This window comes from Gluconobacter thailandicus F149-1 = NBRC 100600, from assembly GCF_000964465.1.
GTDB lineage: Bacteria > Pseudomonadota > Alphaproteobacteria > Acetobacterales > Acetobacteraceae > Gluconobacter > Gluconobacter thailandicus.
Genome location: NZ_BANH01000054.1, coordinates 14,456 through 31,405, shown reverse-complemented (window position 1 = coordinate 31,405; position 16,950 = coordinate 14,456). Strand labels below are relative to the sequence as shown.

At 53.5% G+C, this 16,950-nt stretch carries 14 protein-coding genes and 1 pseudogene; 7 read left to right on the top strand and 8 right to left on the bottom strand.

Going from position 1 to position 16,950, the window contains the following annotated elements:
• Positions 1 to 180: 180 nt before the first annotated feature.
• Together B7444_RS13000 and B7444_RS12995 are read right to left on the bottom strand one after the other, a co-directional pair.
• Entirely contained in the window at positions 181 to 1,146 is a 966-nt protein-coding gene (locus B7444_RS13000; protein ID WP_231502987.1) for an aldo/keto reductase, read from the bottom strand.
• Complete coding sequence (locus B7444_RS12995) at positions 1,055 to 2,038, bottom strand: aldo/keto reductase (protein ID WP_007284246.1); 984 nt, start codon at positions 2,036 to 2,038, stop codon at positions 1,055 to 1,057. Before B7444_RS12995 ends, B7444_RS13000 begins: the two co-directional genes overlap by 92 nt.
• Before the next feature lie 149 nt (positions 2,039 to 2,187).
• Between B7444_RS12995 and B7444_RS12990 the strand changes: the two genes are divergently transcribed.
• Entirely contained in the window at positions 2,188 to 3,081 is an 894-nt protein-coding gene (locus B7444_RS12990; protein ID WP_007284245.1) for a LysR family transcriptional regulator, read from the top strand.
• 212 nt (positions 3,082 to 3,293) lie between these two features.
• Here the strand turns inward: B7444_RS12990 and yghU are convergent, their stop codons facing one another.
• The 5 genes from yghU to B7444_RS12965 all read right to left on the bottom strand — a co-directional run bounded on the left by yghU (position 3,294) and on the right by B7444_RS12965 (position 7,689).
• A complete protein-coding gene (gene yghU, locus B7444_RS12985; RefSeq protein ID WP_007284244.1) occupies positions 3,294 to 4,172 on the bottom strand; it encodes a glutathione-dependent disulfide-bond oxidoreductase in 879 nt (292 codons plus the stop codon).
• A complete protein-coding gene (locus tag B7444_RS12980; RefSeq protein ID WP_007284243.1) occupies positions 4,169 to 4,888 on the bottom strand; it encodes a glutathione S-transferase family protein in 720 nt (239 codons plus the stop codon). Before B7444_RS12980 ends, yghU begins: the two co-directional genes overlap by 4 nt.
• 109 nt (positions 4,889 to 4,997) lie before the next feature.
• Positions 4,998 to 5,675, bottom strand: coding sequence for a peroxiredoxin-like family protein (locus B7444_RS12975; protein WP_007284242.1), 678 nt, complete (start codon positions 5,673 to 5,675; stop codon positions 4,998 to 5,000).
• A 103-nt stretch (positions 5,676 to 5,778) separates the two neighbouring features.
• Positions 5,779 to 6,873 (bottom strand): alkene reductase, encoded by a 1,095-nt coding sequence (locus B7444_RS12970; RefSeq protein ID WP_007284241.1) that lies wholly within the window; start codon positions 6,871 to 6,873, stop codon positions 5,779 to 5,781.
• Positions 6,874 to 6,879: 6 nt separating this feature from the next.
• Positions 6,880 to 7,689 (bottom strand): glutathione S-transferase family protein, encoded by an 810-nt coding sequence (locus tag B7444_RS12965; protein ID WP_007284240.1) that lies wholly within the window; start codon positions 7,687 to 7,689, stop codon positions 6,880 to 6,882.
• Between the two features lie 114 nt (positions 7,690 to 7,803).
• Between B7444_RS12965 and B7444_RS12960 the strand changes: the two genes are divergently transcribed.
• Positions 7,804 to 8,715, top strand: coding sequence for a LysR family transcriptional regulator (locus B7444_RS12960; RefSeq protein WP_007284239.1), 912 nt, complete (start codon positions 7,804 to 7,806; stop codon positions 8,713 to 8,715).
• A 94-nt stretch (positions 8,716 to 8,809) separates the two neighbouring features.
• On the opposite strand, the pseudogene B7444_RS12955 reads toward B7444_RS12960, so the two are convergent.
• Positions 8,810 to 9,891 (bottom strand): annotated as a pseudogene (locus B7444_RS12955) (IS5 family transposase).
• A gap of 353 nt (positions 9,892 to 10,244) precedes the next feature.
• Between B7444_RS12955 and B7444_RS12950 the strand changes: the two are divergent.
• The 5 genes from B7444_RS12950 to B7444_RS12930 all read left to right on the top strand — a co-directional run bounded on the left by B7444_RS12950 (position 10,245) and on the right by B7444_RS12930 (position 16,894).
• A complete protein-coding gene (locus B7444_RS12950; RefSeq protein WP_007284235.1) occupies positions 10,245 to 11,504 on the top strand; it encodes an MFS transporter in 1,260 nt (419 codons plus the stop codon).
• A gap of 50 nt (positions 11,505 to 11,554) precedes the next feature.
• The gene (locus tag B7444_RS12945) at positions 11,555 to 12,022 is read left to right on the top strand and encodes a MarR family winged helix-turn-helix transcriptional regulator (RefSeq protein ID WP_035730576.1); all 468 of its coding nucleotides are present in this window, start codon (positions 11,555 to 11,557) and stop codon (positions 12,020 to 12,022) included.
• 99 nt (positions 12,023 to 12,121) lie between these two features.
• Positions 12,122 to 13,318, top strand: a complete 1,197-nt coding sequence (locus B7444_RS12940; protein ID WP_007284233.1) for an alpha-hydroxy acid oxidase — start codon at positions 12,122 to 12,124, stop codon at positions 13,316 to 13,318.
• Complete coding sequence (locus tag B7444_RS12935) at positions 13,315 to 14,808, top strand: aldehyde dehydrogenase family protein (protein ID WP_007284232.1); 1,494 nt, start codon at positions 13,315 to 13,317, stop codon at positions 14,806 to 14,808. Before B7444_RS12940 ends, B7444_RS12935 begins: the two co-directional genes overlap by 4 nt.
• A 16-nt stretch (positions 14,809 to 14,824) precedes the next feature.
• The gene (locus tag B7444_RS12930; protein WP_146911384.1) at positions 14,825 to 16,894 is read left to right on the top strand and encodes a PQQ-dependent dehydrogenase, methanol/ethanol family; all 2,070 of its coding nucleotides are present in this window, start codon (positions 14,825 to 14,827) and stop codon (positions 16,892 to 16,894) included.
• Positions 16,895 to 16,950 lie beyond the last annotated feature (56 nt).

The window sequence follows — 16,950 nt, the reverse complement described above, 5'->3', positions numbered from 1 at the left end:
GAGCTTGAATCACATCAGATCGATTTTCCAAACAGGCTCTAAGAAGAATGTCCGGTTATGAGCAAAATTGCCGATACTCGGACATCCCCTTTAACTAGCATGAATCGAAAAATATCCACTCGATTTCAATAAGATCCGCAACAATCTCAATTCACACAGACAACCCTGAGAAGAGACCTCTCACCCTAAACTTCTTGTCCCCAGCCAGCGGACTTTCTCCGGATCGCGATGATCGAAGAAACTACTGGCTTTCTGATCGAGCATGGCAATCGCTCTGAGATCAGTATCATCCAACGTAAAATCGAAAATTGCGAAGTTCTCAGCCATACGCTCTTTGCGCACTGACTTGGGGATTGCAATAATCCCGCGCTGATTCAACCAACGGAGCACGACCTGAGCGATGGTTTTGCCATGCTTCTGCGCAATTGACTGCAGCACGTCATTAGAGAACAGCCCGTTTCGCCCCTCTGCAAACGGTCCCCAGGCTTCCGCCTGAACATCATATTGCTTCAGGATTTCCAACGCATCGTCCTGCTGGTGAAAAGGATGGAGTTCAATCTGATTGATCGCTGGCGTGACCTCGTTGTGCAGTACAAAATCCACCAGTCGGTCAGAATAGAAGTTGCTGACACCGATCGCCCGGATACGGCCCGCACGATACAGTTCTTCCATTGCGCGCCATGCCCCATAGACGTCTCCGTATGGTTGATGGATCAGCCAGAGATCGAGATAGTCTGTTTGGAGTTTGTTCAACGAGCGCTCAAAAGCAGCCTTGGCTCCCTCATAGCTTGCATTTTTAATCCAGAGCTTGGTGGTTACAAACAAATCGCCGCGGTCGATCCCATGGTTGCGGATCGCATGACCGACGGCTTCCTCATTCTCATAGGACGTTGCGGTATCGAGAAGCCGGTAACCGACATCAATGGCGTCCCGGACACTCCGTTCGCACTCGGCCGGTGAAACACGCCGAAGCCAAGAGAGGGCATCTGGATGCCATTGTTCAGTGTCACTGCAGGAATGGTGATTGTCATGACTGTTCTCTCCGCGGTGAGGCTCAGCGATTGATAAGCTTTTGATATGAGGAGGGATAACGGGCCCCTTGAAGTGTGATGTCGTTAAGGGCCGGCTCAATGCGGGCCAGATCATCACGCGTCAGAATGACATCAGCTCCTCCCAGATTTTCTTCGAGGCGGGAAAGCTTGGTCGTACCCGGAATGGGAACAATCCACGGCTTCTGCGCCAGAAGCCACGCCAGGGCGACCTGCGCAGGCGTGCAGGATTTTTCAGATGCAATAGCTTTGACAAGATCAACAAGAGCTTGGTTCGCGGCCAGTGCATCTGCTTGAAAACGGGGAACAGAGCTTCGGAAATCATCTTTGGCGAACACGACCTTGGGGGCGAGTTTTCCAGTCAGAAACCCTTTGCCAAGCGGCGCAAATGGCACAAAGCCTATCCCCAGTTCTTCAAGGAGCGGCAGAATTTCCAATTCCGGCTCGCGCCAGAACATCGAATATTCACTCTGGAGAGCTGCAACTGGCTGTACGGCATGTGCACGACGGATTGAATGCGTTCCGGCTTCAGACATGCCAAAATGCTTGACCTTACCCGCTACGATAAGATCTTTCACTGTTCCGGCAACATCTTCGACCGGAACGTTTGGATCGACGCGATGCTGGTAAAAGAGATCAATCCTATCAGTCCGCAGGCGCTTCAGCGCTTCATCTGCAACCTGTCGAATACGCTCTGGCCGACTATCCAATCCCTGTGCTGGTATGCCGTTTACGAACCCAAATTTGGTGGCAATCACGACTTGATTACGAACCGGCTCTAGTGCTTCCCCAACGACTTCTTCATTGATGTCTGGCCCATAAGCTTCGGCAGTATCGAAGAAAGTGACTCCACGCTCATATGCTGCGCGGATCAGGGCAATAGCATCCTTGCGATCGGTGGCAGGGCCATAGCCATAGCTCAGGCCCATGCAGCCGAAGCCCAGCGCTGATACTTCCAGACCACTCTGGCCCAACAGACGTTTTTGCATGTTTCTTGATCCCGCGTGTTAATCCTTGGGCATCTGCCAAGGCTCTAAACACGCAAATCATAAGCCCAGACTCATCAATCGATTAGACAAGGTAAATTTCTTGGGTCTATGACTTTTAGTCATGAAACTCATCAGAAGACCCGAGTAAAATGCGGCGTGAAGAGCTTGGAAGTCTGGCCATGTTCATGGCAGTTGCTGATGAAGGCAGCTTCACCAAGGCCGCGGGCAAACTTGGCATTTCACAATCTGCGCTCAGCCATTCTCTTCGGCGGCTCGAAGCCAGACTGGGCCTACAGCTTCTTACGCGCACAACCAGGAGTGTGGCACTTACTGTGGCTGGGGAAGGCCTTATAGAAACACTGCGTCCTGCCCTTGAGGAGATTGATCAGAAGCTTGCCGCACTGACCGAGTTGCGGGACCGCCCTGCTGGCACTGTTCGGATCACGACAAGTTCTCACGCGGCGTACACAGTGCTCTGGCCAGCTATTAATCGTCTCACAGACGAACATCCTGACATCAACGTGGAAATCAATATTAAAGGAGGCCTCGTCGATATCGTGGCTGAGCGATATGACGCTGGAATAAGGCTTGGAGAAAGACTGGAGCAGGACATGATTGCGGTGCCAGTCAGTCCACGCCTTCGGATGGCCGCCGTGGCCTCGCCATCATACCTGAGCGGAAAGACCATTCCGGAAACGCCGTACGATCTTGCGCAACACAACTGCATCAACCTGCGCTTGCCGACTTCCGGTGGATTATATGCTTGGGAGTTTGAGCACGATGGCAAAGAGATCCGGGTTAAAACGCAAGGACAGCTTGTGTTCAACGATATCAATCTGATTGTAAAAGCTGCGCTCACCGGGCACGGTATTGCTTTCATGCTTGAGGATCATGTCAAAGATTACCTTTTTTCCGGAAGCCTGGTGCGAATTCTTGAAGAGTGGTGTGAGCCATTTGATGGCTATTATCTGTATTACCCAAGCAGGCGTCAGCCCTCTCCAGCATTCAACCTTGTTCTGGATGCCCTACGCTATAGGAGATGAATAAGGTTTGTTACGGGCGAAAGTCCCAAGTTCCGTCTGTCACGCTTCGCCTAACAATGTCTGCTTTCGGGCAACTACTATAAACGCTCAAATGACCGAGATGAGGCGACTGCTGCCTGGCTGCTCTAATATCGCTGAGCCGCCAGGCGAATCAGGGGGGAAACGGAATGTCCGGTTTCGAAAGCGCGCGAAAGAAACCAGACGTCGATGATTTATGCCTTGCTGCCAAGACGATCCTGCGTCTTTGTCTCGAAATCGGAGGCGTCGTGACGTTCATGAAGCTGGCTTGAGAGTTCTCCGGATGTCCGGTTGACCATACGGCCACGCTGAACGGCTGGTCGTTCCAGAAGTCGGTCTGCCCATGCTTTGAGATGGGGATAGTCCTGAACGCTCAGGAACGTGGCCGCATCATTATAGAGCCAACCCTCTACCAGGCCACCATACCACGGAAAAATCGCCATATCGGCAATTGTATATTCTTCGCCAGCTATGAAAGGGCTTTCTGCAAGGCGCCGTTCAAGCACATCTAGTTGCCGCTTGGCTTCCATGGCAAACCGATTGATCGCGTATTCGATTTTCTCTGGCGCATAATCATAGAAATGCCCAAAACCGCCGCCGATATAGGGCGCACTGCCCACCTGCCAGAAAAGCCAGTTCAGGCAGGCTGTCCGATGGGCGATATCTTTGGGAATAAAGGCACCGAATTTTTCGGCCAGATACAGCAGGATTGACCCGGACTCAAAAACGGCCAGAGGCTGATCGCCGCTGTGATCAACAAGGGCTGGAATTTTGGAGTTTGGATTGATCTCCGTAAAGCCGGAGCCGAACTGGTCCCCTTCGCCAATGCGAATAAGCCAGGCGTCATATTCGGCCTGCGTATGGCCCGCAGCAAGCAGTTCCTCAAGCAGGATCGTGACTTTGACGCCATTGGGTGTGCCAAGAGAATAGAGCTGGAGAGGGTGTCGGCCAACGGGCAGGGTCTGCTCGTGGGTGGCGCCGGCACTCGGGCGGTTCGTACTGGCGAATTTGCCGCCACTTGGTGCCGTCCATGTCCAGACTTTTGGGGGTGTATAATCGGAGGGTTCGTTCATGAGATTGTTCCTTTTGACGCAGGGGAGAAACTGGTCGGGTACATGGCCTGGCGCGCGTCTTGATCCATGACAGTCTTGAATGCGTGCCCGTTCATGATGGCATGGGCACGATCGACTGCTGGACGAGCGTTCATCATGTCCATGAAACGGCTCAGATTGGGCCAGCGTTCCAACGGCCTGTCTTCATCTTTCATGACCCGCACTGCCCGGTCCAGCCAGCCCCATGCCGACATGTCCACAATCGTATAATGATCGCCGACAATGAAAGATCGTCCTTCCAGATGATCGTTCAGGATCTGATAATACCGCTCCGCTTCACGACGGTATCGATGGACCGCATAGTCCAGACGTGCCGGTGCCGCATGCTGGAAATGCACAGCCTGTCCTGAAAAGGGGCCAAGACCCGTTGCAACAAACATCAGCCAGGACAGAAGCTGGGGGCGATCCTGCGCCGTTCCGAGGAACTGTCCCGTTTTCTCAGCCAGATAGAGAAGGATGGCCGTGGAGTCGAACAGGGTTGCGGGACTGCCCTGTGGACCATCCGTGTCCACGAGAGCAGGAACCTTGCCGTTGGGATTAAGGACCCGGAACGCGGCATCATGCTGGGCACCACGATAGGTATCGACCGGGATGGCTTCGAAAGCCATGCCTGTTTCAGCCAGAAACAGCGCAATTTTTGCCGGGTTCGGACCAGGGCCATAGTAGAAGTGAATCATGGGCCACTCCCCTGGGTTCAGTGCAGGAAAAGTTTTTGCGTGATGGCGACCGGTATGGTCCTGAACCAAGAGCCGATAAGGCCATGTCCGGGCGCTAAAAGGCTAAGAATTAGTTTGCCGAAGCCTGTGTTGCTTTTCGAAGTGCCGGCGGCATGTCTTCTGGATCCGGGCGTCGGGTATAGTCAGGATTGACCTCGGCATAGAGAATTAGGCCGTCCTGCCCAATGACGAAACGGCCGGGCATCGGCAGCGTCCAGCTGTTATCACCATTAAAAGACGGAAGATCGTTTTTCAGGCTGGTGTAGAGATCCACGAGATAGTCCGGCAGAGCAAATCGCAAACCGAACGCCGCTGCAACGTCGTTATGGACATCCGACAGGATGGGGAAATCGAGATGGTTCTGACGGACCGACTTGCGGCTGTTCACGGCCGTCTGCGGTGAGATGGCAATCAGGCTTGCGCCGAGTTCGCGGAAAGACGGAAGTGCAGCCTCAAGAGCTTGAAGCTCCATGTTGCAGTAGGGGCACCACACACCGCGATAAAAACTGATGACCAGTGGGCCTTTTGACAACAGATCTGCGGAGGACACCGGATTGCCCTCCGGGTCGTTCAGAATGAAGGAAGGAGCCTGGTCCCCAGCTTTGAGCGTGTTTTCCGCTGCACCCGAAGAGATCAGTTCAGCGGTTGCACGGTGCATGACCTCAATCACCGAAGCCGGAACATTGTAAGGCGGCTTACCCGCTTCGAAATCAGCCTTGAAAGCGTCGAGTTTTGCTTGAAGAGACATGGGTATTTCCTTTGAAATGAAGTGACGCCTGACGTTAGGGACGCTGGCTTTTTCAGGGATGAGGGCACGAAGGACTATTGGTCATTCCCCGCCGGAATGGCCGTCAGTCTGAAGTCGGGGCCTTGAGATAATCAGTGTATCCGTGCATCCCACCGCCGTAGAAAGTTGTACGATCGTATGGAGTGAGCGGCAGGTTGTGGCGCAGACGATCTGGTAGATCGGGGTTGCTGATGAAGGTCCGTCCAAACGCTACTGCATCCGCATCGCCTGCCTGAAGAATTGCTTCTACGCTCTCACCAGTGAAGCCGCCCGCAGCAATGATGGTACCACGGAAATGCTGGCGCAGGTGCTTTGCCGCCACCGGCTTTGATTCTGAGATCAGTTCCGTCCCCTTGATGCGGGGTTCGACGACATGCAGATAGGCAATGCTCAGAGCGCCAAGTTTTGCGGCGACATACCCGAAGGTCTCCTGCGGAGTACTATCTGACATGGAGCCATAAGTGCCACTTGGGCTAAGCCGGACGCCGACGCGATCTGCTCCCCACACATCAATGGCAGCCTGCGTAATCTCCAGCAGAAACCGCGCGCGGTTTTCGATCGGGCCGCCATACTCATCCGTGCGGTGATTGGTTCCGTCCTGCAGGAACTGGTCCGGGAGGTAACCATTCGCACCATGGATTTCCACGCCATCAAAACCGGCGGCTTTGGCACGAACCGCACCTTGGTGGAACTGGTCGATCACAGCTGGAATGTCCTGGAGTTCCAGGGCACGCGGCATCGAAAACGGCCGGGCTCCATGAGGTGTATAGGCATCGCCCTCAGCCTGAATGGCTGACGGCGCGACAGGAGCCTTGCCGCCCGGCTGAAGATCAGGATGAGACTGCCGTCCAACATGCCAGAGCTGCATGACGATTTTCCCACCGCCGGCATGAACGGCATCCGTGACAGTGCGCCATCCTTCAATTTGCGCATCCTCATAAATGCCAGGAGCGCCAGCATAGCCGTAGCCTTCCCGTGCCACCGGGGTTGCTTCGGAAATGATGAGACCGCCTTGCGACGTTCTCTGAGTGTAATACTCGCAGAGCAGCGCGCCTGCTTTGTCGCCGGGTTCTGACCGCAGACGTGTCAGCGGGGCCATGACGATACGATGGTCGAGCGACAGCGTCCCGGCCTTGAACGGTGTAAAAAGTTTGGACATGGTTTCTTACTTGGAAGGATCTGTTTCAGGCTTGGAGAACGAGGGCTCGACGGCGGCGATGCCGCGTTGCACGGCAGGTCGGCTTTCGATGTCCGCATACCAGCGGGCGACATGAGGTGTGTCGTCGAGCGTGATGTTGGGAAAGCCGCGACGCCACAGCCAGCCGAAATGGGCGATATCGGCGATGGTAAACTCGTCTCCAGCCACGAACCGGTTTTTCATCAGGACAGTGTCGAGGACATGGAGTGTACGGTTTGCCTCGGTGGAGAAACGCTCTAGCGCAATCGGCTCGGACGTTGCTGCGAACCTTTGGAAAAAGCCGGATTGTCCGAAGGCCGGGCTGAGGCCAGAGGCATGAAAGAACAGTTGCTCAAAAACACGGGCACGGGCTTCCCCTTGAGCGGGAAGAAGTCGGCCTGTTTTCTCCGCAAGAAAAACGAGGATGGCGGCTGATTCCATCAGAGAAAATGCTTGTCCCATCTCATCCGTTTCCACGAGAACCGGCACCTTCCCATTGAGGTTCAGGGCTAGAAATTCCGGGGTCTTCTGCTCCCCTTTGTGGACGTTCACGCCATGAAGCGTGTAGGGAAAATCAAGCTCTTCTAGTGTGATTGTCACTTTGACGCTGTTGGGTGTTGCGAAAGCGTAGACGTCAAGCATCGGCGGTTTCTCCCTGTCTTGTGGAAGACAGGCCGGACATGACCTGCCCCAGAAGGGCCGATGCAGCATGGAGGAGGCTGTCTCTGTCAGATGGAAAGCCAGAAGACTGTCTGCGACCACCAGCGCAGACGTAGCGCGTATGAATGAACCGGACATCTCTGGGCTCCTTTGAAACCCGGCCTGTCCGGGTTGATGCACCAGAGATGCCTATTCCATGCTCGACAAGGCAGGGGGCTTGAGGCGATAAGGGTCATTCCCTGGAGGAATATTATGGACCGTTATCAGGCAATGGCCATGTTCATCCGTGTGGTGGACACTGGCTCATTCTCGGCAGCCGCACGGCAGCTCGGCGTGGGGCAACCCGCAGTTTCGAAGACCATCGCGCAGCTTGAGGCGCGCCTTCAGGTCAGTCTACTCATTCGCTCCACACATGGCCTGACGCCGACCGAGGCGGGACAAAATTTCTACGAGCGGGCACGAAACGCGATTCAAGAGGCCGATGAAGCCGAGCTTTCCGCAAAGGGAGCTGGAGCAGGTCTATCAGGCCGACTGCGGGTTTCGGCGGCAACGACGTTTGCAAGGCTGCACATCATCCCGGAGTTACCGCGGTTTCTTGCGGACCATCCTCAGTTGACCGTCGAAATCATTCTTGATGACCGAATGATCGATCTCGTGGCGGAAGGCGTCGATATTTCCCTGCGGATGGGAACACTCACGGATTCCACGGCAATCGCCCGGAAGATTGCAACAGGACGACGCTCGGTCCTCGCCACGCCTTCCTACCTCAAACAGGCAGCAGCCCTCCGCTCTCCTGCGGATCTGGCGAACTATGAGGCGATCATTTACAGCCAGTTACCAAGCGCCTGGTCATTCCTGCACGAAGGTACCGCAGTGTCGGTCTCTGTCAGCGGACGACTTAAGGTCAGCGCCGCGGAAGGGCTCAGGGCTGCCGTTCTGGCGGATATGGGACTGACCATCGCGTCCGATTGGATGTTTGCGCCAGAACTCGACAGTGGCGCCGTCGTTCGTGTTCTTGACGCATGGTCCCTGCCGACAATCGATCTATGGGCTGTCTTTCCCGCAGGACGGATGATCACCGCCAAAGCCCGTCAATTCGCGGATTTTGTGGAAAGTATTATGAAGGCAGCAGACAAGTGGAGGGGTCGAAGAACCGTTAGTTGATACAGTTTTGTCCTGATTTCTGAGTTTTGGCATACTGATTGATGGTTTCTGATCTGTGCTTTGAGCAGATCTGGAGTTATCCTTTGCTGGATTACTACGCGCTCGCGTTCATTCTCTCCAGGAAGAGGAAACGGCGCATGTTGTAGACGATATTGGCCAGTCCGATCGTCATTGTGGCTCGTGTGATGCCGACAGTTCGGATGAACAGTCCCGTCTGGGATTTCTGATCGGCAAAGACGTGCTCGACACGCGATCGGATGACCGACTTCCCTGCGTTGGATCTCTGGATATGCCGGGACATAGGCTTGAGATGCGGCTTTTTGCGATGAACCTTTGAGACAAAGCCCTGCTTTTCCATGAAGTCCTCATTGGCTTTTGAGCGATAGGCTGTATCTGCCCACACCGTTGAGAGGCCGTATTGGTTTTATCCAGCAGCCCCTCTCTCAATCGTGCCCCATCGCTGGCGGCGGCATCTGTGGTCTTCCATTTGCGAATCATCCTGAACTCCGGTCGATAGAGACGTGGGATTTGTAGCCAAAGAACGGGATAGCGAGATCCGTTGCGGGCATACTCCCGTCATCCTGCCGCTTTGCTTTCGTGAACTTCAGCGTCCAGCGCGCATGGCGGTCCTTGTGAAACAGTTTGGGCGGCTTGTCCTGCCAGTCTTCGGGAATACGTCCCGCCCGGAGATCTGCCTTCTCGGCATTCGTATTGCGCTGCTTTGGAGCAGCCACCAGCGTTGCGTCCAGGATCTGGCCCGACATCGGGAGATAACCGGCGTTGCGCAGGGTCGCGTCAAAGCGATCAAACAGTCTTTCAATCGCACCCACCTGGGTCAGGCTGTTCACGGAACAGCCTGACCGTTTTGGCGTCAGGCACCCGATCTGAAAGCCCCAGACCAAGGAAGCGCATGAAGGAGAGGCGATCGTTGATCAGATATTCCGTCCGCTCATCAGACAGATTGTTCAAGGTCTGGATCACCAGGATCTTGAACATCAACACCGGATCAAACGGGGGACGACCGCCTTTGCTCCCGTCTGAATAGGTCAGAGACATCTCCAGATCAGGGCGGAACACCTCAAAATACACAGTCCGGGAAAACGCTTCGAGTTGATCACCAAGCCCGCTCAATCGAGCAAGTCGCTCTTCAACATCAAAGAAACCCGGCTGCTTCATCTTCCATACCCCAATCAACGCAGGAAAAATGGAACCACAAAGGCAGGCTCAAAACCAGAGGGTTCTTCGAACCCTCCAATCGTCATAAAACCGTAGCACGTCCATACTGTTCTTGGAACGGATTGATGCTACATCGTAAAAACCAGAACATGCAACCATCACTCTGAGATAGACGTAGCGCGAAAGTCAGGCCCAGAAACCATCAATCAAAGCGCTAGAAACCTGAAATCAGGCGCAAAAGCCTATCAATTAATGGTTGTTCGATCCCTTCACCTCATCAACCCCTAAAGAAATTTTAGTTGAAATTTCTCCAATAAATCGATCCGATATGAAACATACGAGGGAGAGCGCCGATGCATAAAACAAAGGTAGCATTAGCAAGCGCAATGATTGGCAACATTGTGGAATGGTACGATTTTTCTCTGTATGCTTCTGCTACGCCACTCGTTTTTTCACGAATGTTTTTTAGTCAGAAACACGATCCTTTTTTCATCCAAGTCGAAGCAATTGCGTTGTTCGGCACTGGGTTTCTTGTACGCCCTGGTGGCGGAATGTTGTTTGGCTATATTGGCGACAGATATGGGCATCTTGTTTCGTTACGCTGGACCTTGTTTTTGATTGGTGTAGCTACAGCGTTGATTGGTATCCTCCCCACATATGCTCAGATCGGCGTTTCAGCTCCTCTGCTTTTACTCCTGCTTCGGCTTATTCAGGGTGGAGCAGCCGGGGGCGAGTGGGCAGGAAGCGTACTGGTGCTCGGTGGTGCTATCCAGACGAACAGTAAATCCAGGCATCTCATGCTTGCCCTGAGCCAGTCTGGTGTGGCGTTGGGAATGGTGCTGGGAACAGGGGCAATGTGGCTGCTGCGGCAGCTCCCTGAGGAAGAATTTCTAAGCTGGGGGTGGCGTATAGCGTTTCTTGCAACGCTTCCTTTTGTTGTCCTCGGAATATTTTTACGCTCTTCACTCACAGCTGCGCCTGTCAGGACGCATGCATCACCCGTATCTTCGTTTCGTGCACTCTTTTGTGAACCGGTAGCTATTTTGAGAGGCATTGGTGTCCGGCTCTCAGAAAATGGTGGGATTTATCTCATTTCTGTTTTCGGGCTTGCTTATGGCCGTTCATGCCATGTCTCTGACTCTATACTTCTTGCTGCCGTTACATGTGGTTTGGCGGTAGATGGGCTTATGATGCCGATTTTTGGCTGGTTATCGAGCCGATGGGATCATTCACGGATCTATCTTTTTGGAATCGTAGCCCTTGCTGTGTTGATTGTACCTTTCTTCTCGCTCGTGGCGGCTGGCCAACCAACCAGCGTCATTCTCGCGTTTGCTTTTATTATGATGTTGGCACATGCGCCGATGATCGCTGTAGAGCCCCATCTGCTCGAAAAACTATTCCCGGCCCACTGCCGTTATTCTGGCATTGCTGTGTCTCACGAGTTTGGCTCGATTATAGCCGGCGGAGTGTCTCCGTTACTGGCCGCATTCCTGTATCATGAGACTGGAAGTGTGAACGGCGTAATCGTCTATGTGTTTCTTCTCGCAATTTGCTCTGCAGCAGCGCTCTATTGGCCTGCTAAACGTTCAAAGGATCATTCTTCCCTGTCCTGAAACTATCAGGTACTGCTAGCCACCATGAATAAGAGCTATGGGGAAGTCACTTGAAGCGAGGTAAAACATGGCGGCAGGCGCATCCTACCGATCCTGCATTTTCTCCTGATACATCCCCGTTTTTCCATCTGTCACGTTTGGTCGGGTTGTATCACTTACGGATGGATGCGCATCTGAAGCCCATTGGGATGGATGTCCCGCGCTGGCGGGTAATCAACATCCTTCATGAGTGCGAATATGCTCCGATAAGTCGGATAGCAGATTTGGCCGTTATCCGCGTTTCTACCATGACGAAGCTTATCTACCGGATGGAAAATGAGGGATTGGTCGAAACTTGTATTTCTCAAGCTGATGGTCGCGTGACCGAAGTTCGCCTTACTGAAAAGGGTGGCAAAGCTATCGATCAGATCCGAGCTAAAGCTGGCCTGATTTTTGAGCGCGCCTTTCATGACATCCCGGATGATGAAATCGCGACTTTCATGAAGCTCACCCGCAGGATCTATGACAATATCTACTGATAACACATAATTCCATAAATAACTGGAATTATCCACCATTCCGGAATAGTATCGAATCGTTCTGTCCTAACGATCTTGGTATGGTTCTGGAGGTGGTGAGTGCTCATTTCCGTCGAAGACGCTCGTCTTGCAGCACGAAGAACGCTGCCTCGCTGGCTGTTCGATTATGTGGACGGGGGGGCGTATTCAGAAGCTTCTCTGAAAAATAACTTTGCTTCCCTTTCGGCCGTCAGGTTCATCCCCGCGATTCTTTGTGGCGTCTCTGCTCCTGACACTGCTGTAAAAATTCTCGAAACTCACCAGACCTTTCCGCTTGTTCTGGCCCCTGTTGGGATGGGTGGTCTGCTTTCTGTGGAAGGGGAGGTTGCAGTGGTCAGAGCGGCCGCTGCTGCAGGTATTCAGACGTGTCTTTCTCACTTTTCGATCCAGTCAATAGAGGATATTGCGAGGGCGGTTGATCCTGCGCTTCTGATGTTTCAGCTCTATATTTTCCGGGACCGTGCCATCACGCGTGATACGCTCCAGCGGGTCTGGAACGCAGGTGTACGAACGCTTGTCGTGACGGTGGATACTCCGGTGACGCCAATGCGCGAACGCGATGCTCGGAATGGTTTTCGGAGCATTTCCAAGCTCTCTTTTCGACACTTCACCCAGATGATGATCCGTCCTGGCTGGACATGGAACATGGCGCACAAGGGTGGTCGGCTTATGGCCAATCTGGAGCCATACGGCATGGGGAAAACGTTTTTTGCCCAATCAGCGACGATTTCCCGAGAGCTAGACCCAACGATCAACTGGCTGGATCTGAAGTGGATCCGTGAGGTCTGGAAAGGTCGTCTGGTGATTAAGGGTGTTCTTCATCCTGAAGATACACGGCGGAGCGCTGAACTCGGCGCGGAGGGCATTGTGCTTTCCAATCATGGTGGCCGTCAGCTTGATGGAGCTGTGTCTGGTTTTGAAATGCTGAGTGAAAATGTTCAGGCAGCAAATGGCCGTCTGGATATTCTTGTGGATGGTGGTTTCAGATACGGGTCTGACATTGCCAAAGCGATGGCTCTGGGAGCTAGTGGTGTGATGATTGGCCGTCCTTGGGCCTTTGGTCTTGCTGCAGAAGGCCAGAAGGGCGTGGCTGATGTCATTGATTATTTTCATCAGGGATTAAGGTCCACGATGACCCTGCTCGGTGCGCGCGATATCGCCGCGCTCAGAGAGGGAGGCAAAGACTTTCTTCGGGATGTAAGTGGTGCGGCCTGTGAGCCTGTTCCCTCATCGAGTATCATGAAAGAACATGTATGACTGTGACATCCGTTCTTCCGGAAGTTCAGGCGTTTCTTGCCCGGACGCATAGCCTTTATCTGGATGGAAAATGGGTAAGCTCCAGTGGAGAGGGGCGCCTGCCAGTCTTTAACCCGGCAACGGGGTCTGTCATAGCGTCAGTCGCGGATGCGACATATGAAGACGTGCAACGTGCAGTTGGGTCTGCCAAAAACAGCTTTCGTAAAGGCGTCTGGCGCGAAATGCGTCCGGCAGATCGGGAACGCATTCTACTGCGATTGGCTGATCTGGTAGAGCGGGATGCTGAAATCCTGGCACAGCTTGAAACACTGGAACAAGGTCAGTCCATTATGTTGTCGCGCCTCCTTGAAGTTGGAGGCGCCCAGAGTTGGATCCGCTACGTTGCGGGCTTGACGACCAAGATCACCGGTCAGACTTTCGATGTCTCCATTCAGATGCCACCCGGAGCTCGCTACACGGCTTACACCCGTAAAGAACCTATTGGTGTCGTAGCGGGCATCGTCCCGTGGAATTTTCCACTGTTGATTGGTGTGTGGAAGGTTCTTCCTGCGCTTGCAGCGGGATGTTCGGTGATTGTGAAGCCCTCCGAAACGACACCGCTCACCATGCTTCGTTTTGGAGAACTGGCGACTGAAGCCGGTGTCCCCGACGGTGTCTTCAACATTCTCACAGGAACCGGTCGTATAGCCGGAGAGTGTCTAGTGCAGCACCCTGATGTTGCAAAGGTCAGCTTTACGGGTTCGACGCCTGTTGGCAAACGTATTGCCCAGAACTGTGCCTCAAGACTTGCTCGCGTCTCGCTTGAACTGGGTGGGAAAAACCCCGCGATCGTGCTGGCTGATGCTGATCTTGGGCGGGTTGTCGGTGGTCTGACCATGGCAGGCTTTATGAATCAGGGACAGGTCTGTGCAGCCTGTTCGCGCATTTACGTAGAAGAGCCATTATTCGACCGTGTAGCAGCGGGTTTGCAGCAGGCTCTTTCCGGAATGAGCATTGGTCCAGGGATGGACGAAAATGCATTCATTAATCCCGTCGTATCGTCTCAGCACCAGAAAAAAATCCAGTCGTTTCTGGATGGAGCAACCGAAGCCGGTGCGGAGATGCTTCAGGGACCGGCTGCGCCGAATGAGCAGGGATTTTATGTTCGCCCGACACTGGTGATTAATCCCGATGACAGTCTGCCTCTGGCGCGCGATGAAGTTTTTGGACCGGTTATGACGCTCACGCGTGTGAAGAACGCGGAAGAGGCCTTGAGCAAGGCCAATGATACGCCTTTTGGCCTGGCAGCAAGCCTTTGGACTGGAAGTCTGGATGCTGCCATGCGCCTTCCGCCGAAAATGGAAGCGGGTACTGTGTGGGTCAACAGTCATGTCATGATTGATCCGAATATGCCGTTCGGTGGTATCAAGGACTCAGGGATTGGTCGTGATTTTGGAACGGGGTGGCTGGATGCTTTCACCGAGACGAAATCCATCTGCATTCAGCACTGAGGCAGGACACATGACTATGAAACGATCGATTCTTGCACTGAGTGTTTGTGGCACGATTATGTCCTCCGTCGCCTGGGCTGGCGACAGCACTGCAAAACCAGCCGACTGGCCGCAGCACGGTCGGACCGCATTTGAGCAGCGTTACAGCCCACTGGATCAGATCAATACCCAGACGATCGGTCGACTTGGGCTGGCTTGGCATCAGGATTTTGATACTCTGAGAGGGCAGGAAGCGACGCCGTTAGTCGTGGATGGCGTTATGTACACGACGACAAACTGGAGCAAGGTCGAAGCTCTCGATGCTGCAACGGGCCGTGTGCTCTGGCGTTATGATCCAAGGGTTCCGGGCAATATCGCAGGGAGAGGATGTTGCGATACGGTTAACCGTGGGGCCGCTTTTCAGGATGGGCGTGTTTATGTCGGGACGTTTGATGGCCGTTTGATTGCTCTGGACGCCAAATCAGGCGCTCTACTCTGGAGTGTTGACACTATTCCGCACGATGCGGCACTGGGTGATATCCGTTCCTATACTATTGATGGCGCACCGAGAGTTGCAAAAGGGGTAGTCATCATTGGCAATGGGGGCTCTGAATTTGGTGCACGAGGGTTTGTCTCGGGCTTCGATGCTGTAACGGGTAAGCTAAAATGGCGCTTTTTTACCGTTCCGGCACCGGGGAATAAGCCAGATCATGCTGTGTCCGACAAAGTACTGGCCTCGGTTGCCTATCCAAGCTGGAGTCCGACGGGAGGCTGGCTTCATTCGGGAGGCGGCGGGACAGTCTGGGACTCAATTCTCTATGACCCAGTCACGGATCTTGTCTATCTCGGGGTCGGTAATGGTTCTCCGTGGAACTACAAGTTTCGGTCTAATGGCATTGGCGATAATCTGTTTGTTGCCAGTATTGTCGCAGTTCGTCCGGACACGGGCGAGTATGTCTGGCATTTTCAGGAAACCCCGAAGGACCAGTGGGATTTTACAGCATCCCAACCGATGATGATCCTTGACCTGCCGGTCAAGGGAAAGATGCGGCATGTTCTGGTGCAGGCGCCTAAAAACGGCTTTTTCTATATGCTGGATGCCGAAACAGGAGAGTTTCTCTCTGCCGTGCCTTACACTTTTCAGAATTGGGCAAAGGGAATTGATCCCAAAACAGGGCGACCAGATATTGTGCCGGATGCAATGTGGTCTTTGAGTGGAAAAACATGGTTTGGCATTCCAGGTTCTTTGGGAGGACATAACTGGGCACCGATGGCCTATAGCCCCAAGACTGGATACGTTTATATTCCTGCCCAGCAGCTTCCCGAGCCATTCAAGGCAGACGAAAACATGGGGCTGCACAAGATTGGCGTGAACCTTGGTATCGATATGACCGGTCTTCCAGCGGATCCCAAGGTTCTTGGGGAGGTCTCAAAAACTGTAGAGGGTTGGCTCCTCGCATGGGACCCAGTGGCCGGGAAGGCTGCGTTTCGTGTGCCGCATGAGGCCCCTTGGAACGGCGGTATACTGGCGACAGGTGGAGATCTTGTATTTCAAGGTCTGTCGACGGGGAATTTTGAGGCGTATTCTGCTCAGGACGGGCATCGTCTGTTTCGGTTTGACACGCATACCGGGGTGGTTGCGCCTCCTATGACGTATGAGGTGAATGGTAAGCAGTATATTGCGTTGGAAGTTGGTTGGGGGGGCGCGTTTCCTTTGATGGGAGGAGCGCTGGCTAGAATACGAAACTCCAGTATCAACCATTCGCGTCTACTGGTTTTTGCTCTGAATGGTCATGACAGCCTTCCTGACGAAACCAGACATGCTCAGAAGCCCGTTAAAACAACTCAGACATTTGATAAAGACAGAGCACGGCAGGGCTATACGTCCTATCAGAGTTATTGCATGGCCTGTCATGGGGATAATGCTGTTTCTGGAGGCGTTTTGCCAGACTTGCGCTGGTCTGGTGCACTGGAAAGCAAAGAAGGGTTTCAGACCGTTGTGCGGAACGGTGCTTTGATCAATTATGGAATGCCTAGTTTCTCAACTGTTCTCGGGGCATCCGAAGCTGAAGATATCCGTAATTTTCTGATTAGCAGAAACCATTAAGGCCTCCTGAGGCCGAGGTTTGAAGTTTTCTTTTAGATTATTCCGAATCTGATATG

What these genes read in the sequence shown, in the direction of transcription:
- B7444_RS12930 (WP_146911384.1), top strand. Translation starts at nt 14,825, where the DNA reads ATGAAACGATCGATTCTTGCACTGAGTGTTTGTGGCACGATTATGTCC.
- B7444_RS12960 (WP_007284239.1), top strand. Translation starts at nt 7,804, where the DNA reads ATGGACCGTTATCAGGCAATGGCCATGTTCATCCGTGTGGTGGACACT.
- B7444_RS12980 (WP_007284243.1), bottom strand. Translation starts at nt 4,888, where the DNA reads ATGATTCACTTCTACTATGGCCCTGGTCCGAACCCGGCAAAAATTGCG.
- B7444_RS12995 (WP_007284246.1), bottom strand. Translation starts at nt 2,038, where the DNA reads ATGCAAAAACGTCTGTTGGGCCAGAGTGGTCTGGAAGTATCAGCGCTG.
- B7444_RS12935 (WP_007284232.1), top strand. Translation starts at nt 13,315, where the DNA reads ATGACTGTGACATCCGTTCTTCCGGAAGTTCAGGCGTTTCTTGCCCGG.
- B7444_RS13000 (WP_231502987.1), bottom strand. Translation starts at nt 1,146, where the DNA reads ATGATCTGGCCCGCATTGAGCCGGCCCTTAACGACATCACACTTCAAG.
- yghU (WP_007284244.1), bottom strand. Translation starts at nt 4,172, where the DNA reads ATGAACGAACCCTCCGATTATACACCCCCAAAAGTCTGGACATGGACG.
- B7444_RS12965 (WP_007284240.1), bottom strand. Translation starts at nt 7,689, where the DNA reads ATGTCCGGTTCATTCATACGCGCTACGTCTGCGCTGGTGGTCGCAGAC.
- B7444_RS12950 (WP_007284235.1), top strand. Translation starts at nt 10,245, where the DNA reads ATGCATAAAACAAAGGTAGCATTAGCAAGCGCAATGATTGGCAACATT.
- B7444_RS12970 (WP_007284241.1), bottom strand. Translation starts at nt 6,873, where the DNA reads ATGTCCAAACTTTTTACACCGTTCAAGGCCGGGACGCTGTCGCTCGAC.
- B7444_RS12990 (WP_007284245.1), top strand. Translation starts at nt 2,188, where the DNA reads ATGCGGCGTGAAGAGCTTGGAAGTCTGGCCATGTTCATGGCAGTTGCT.
- B7444_RS12975 (WP_007284242.1), bottom strand. Translation starts at nt 5,675, where the DNA reads ATGTCTCTTCAAGCAAAACTCGACGCTTTCAAGGCTGATTTCGAAGCG.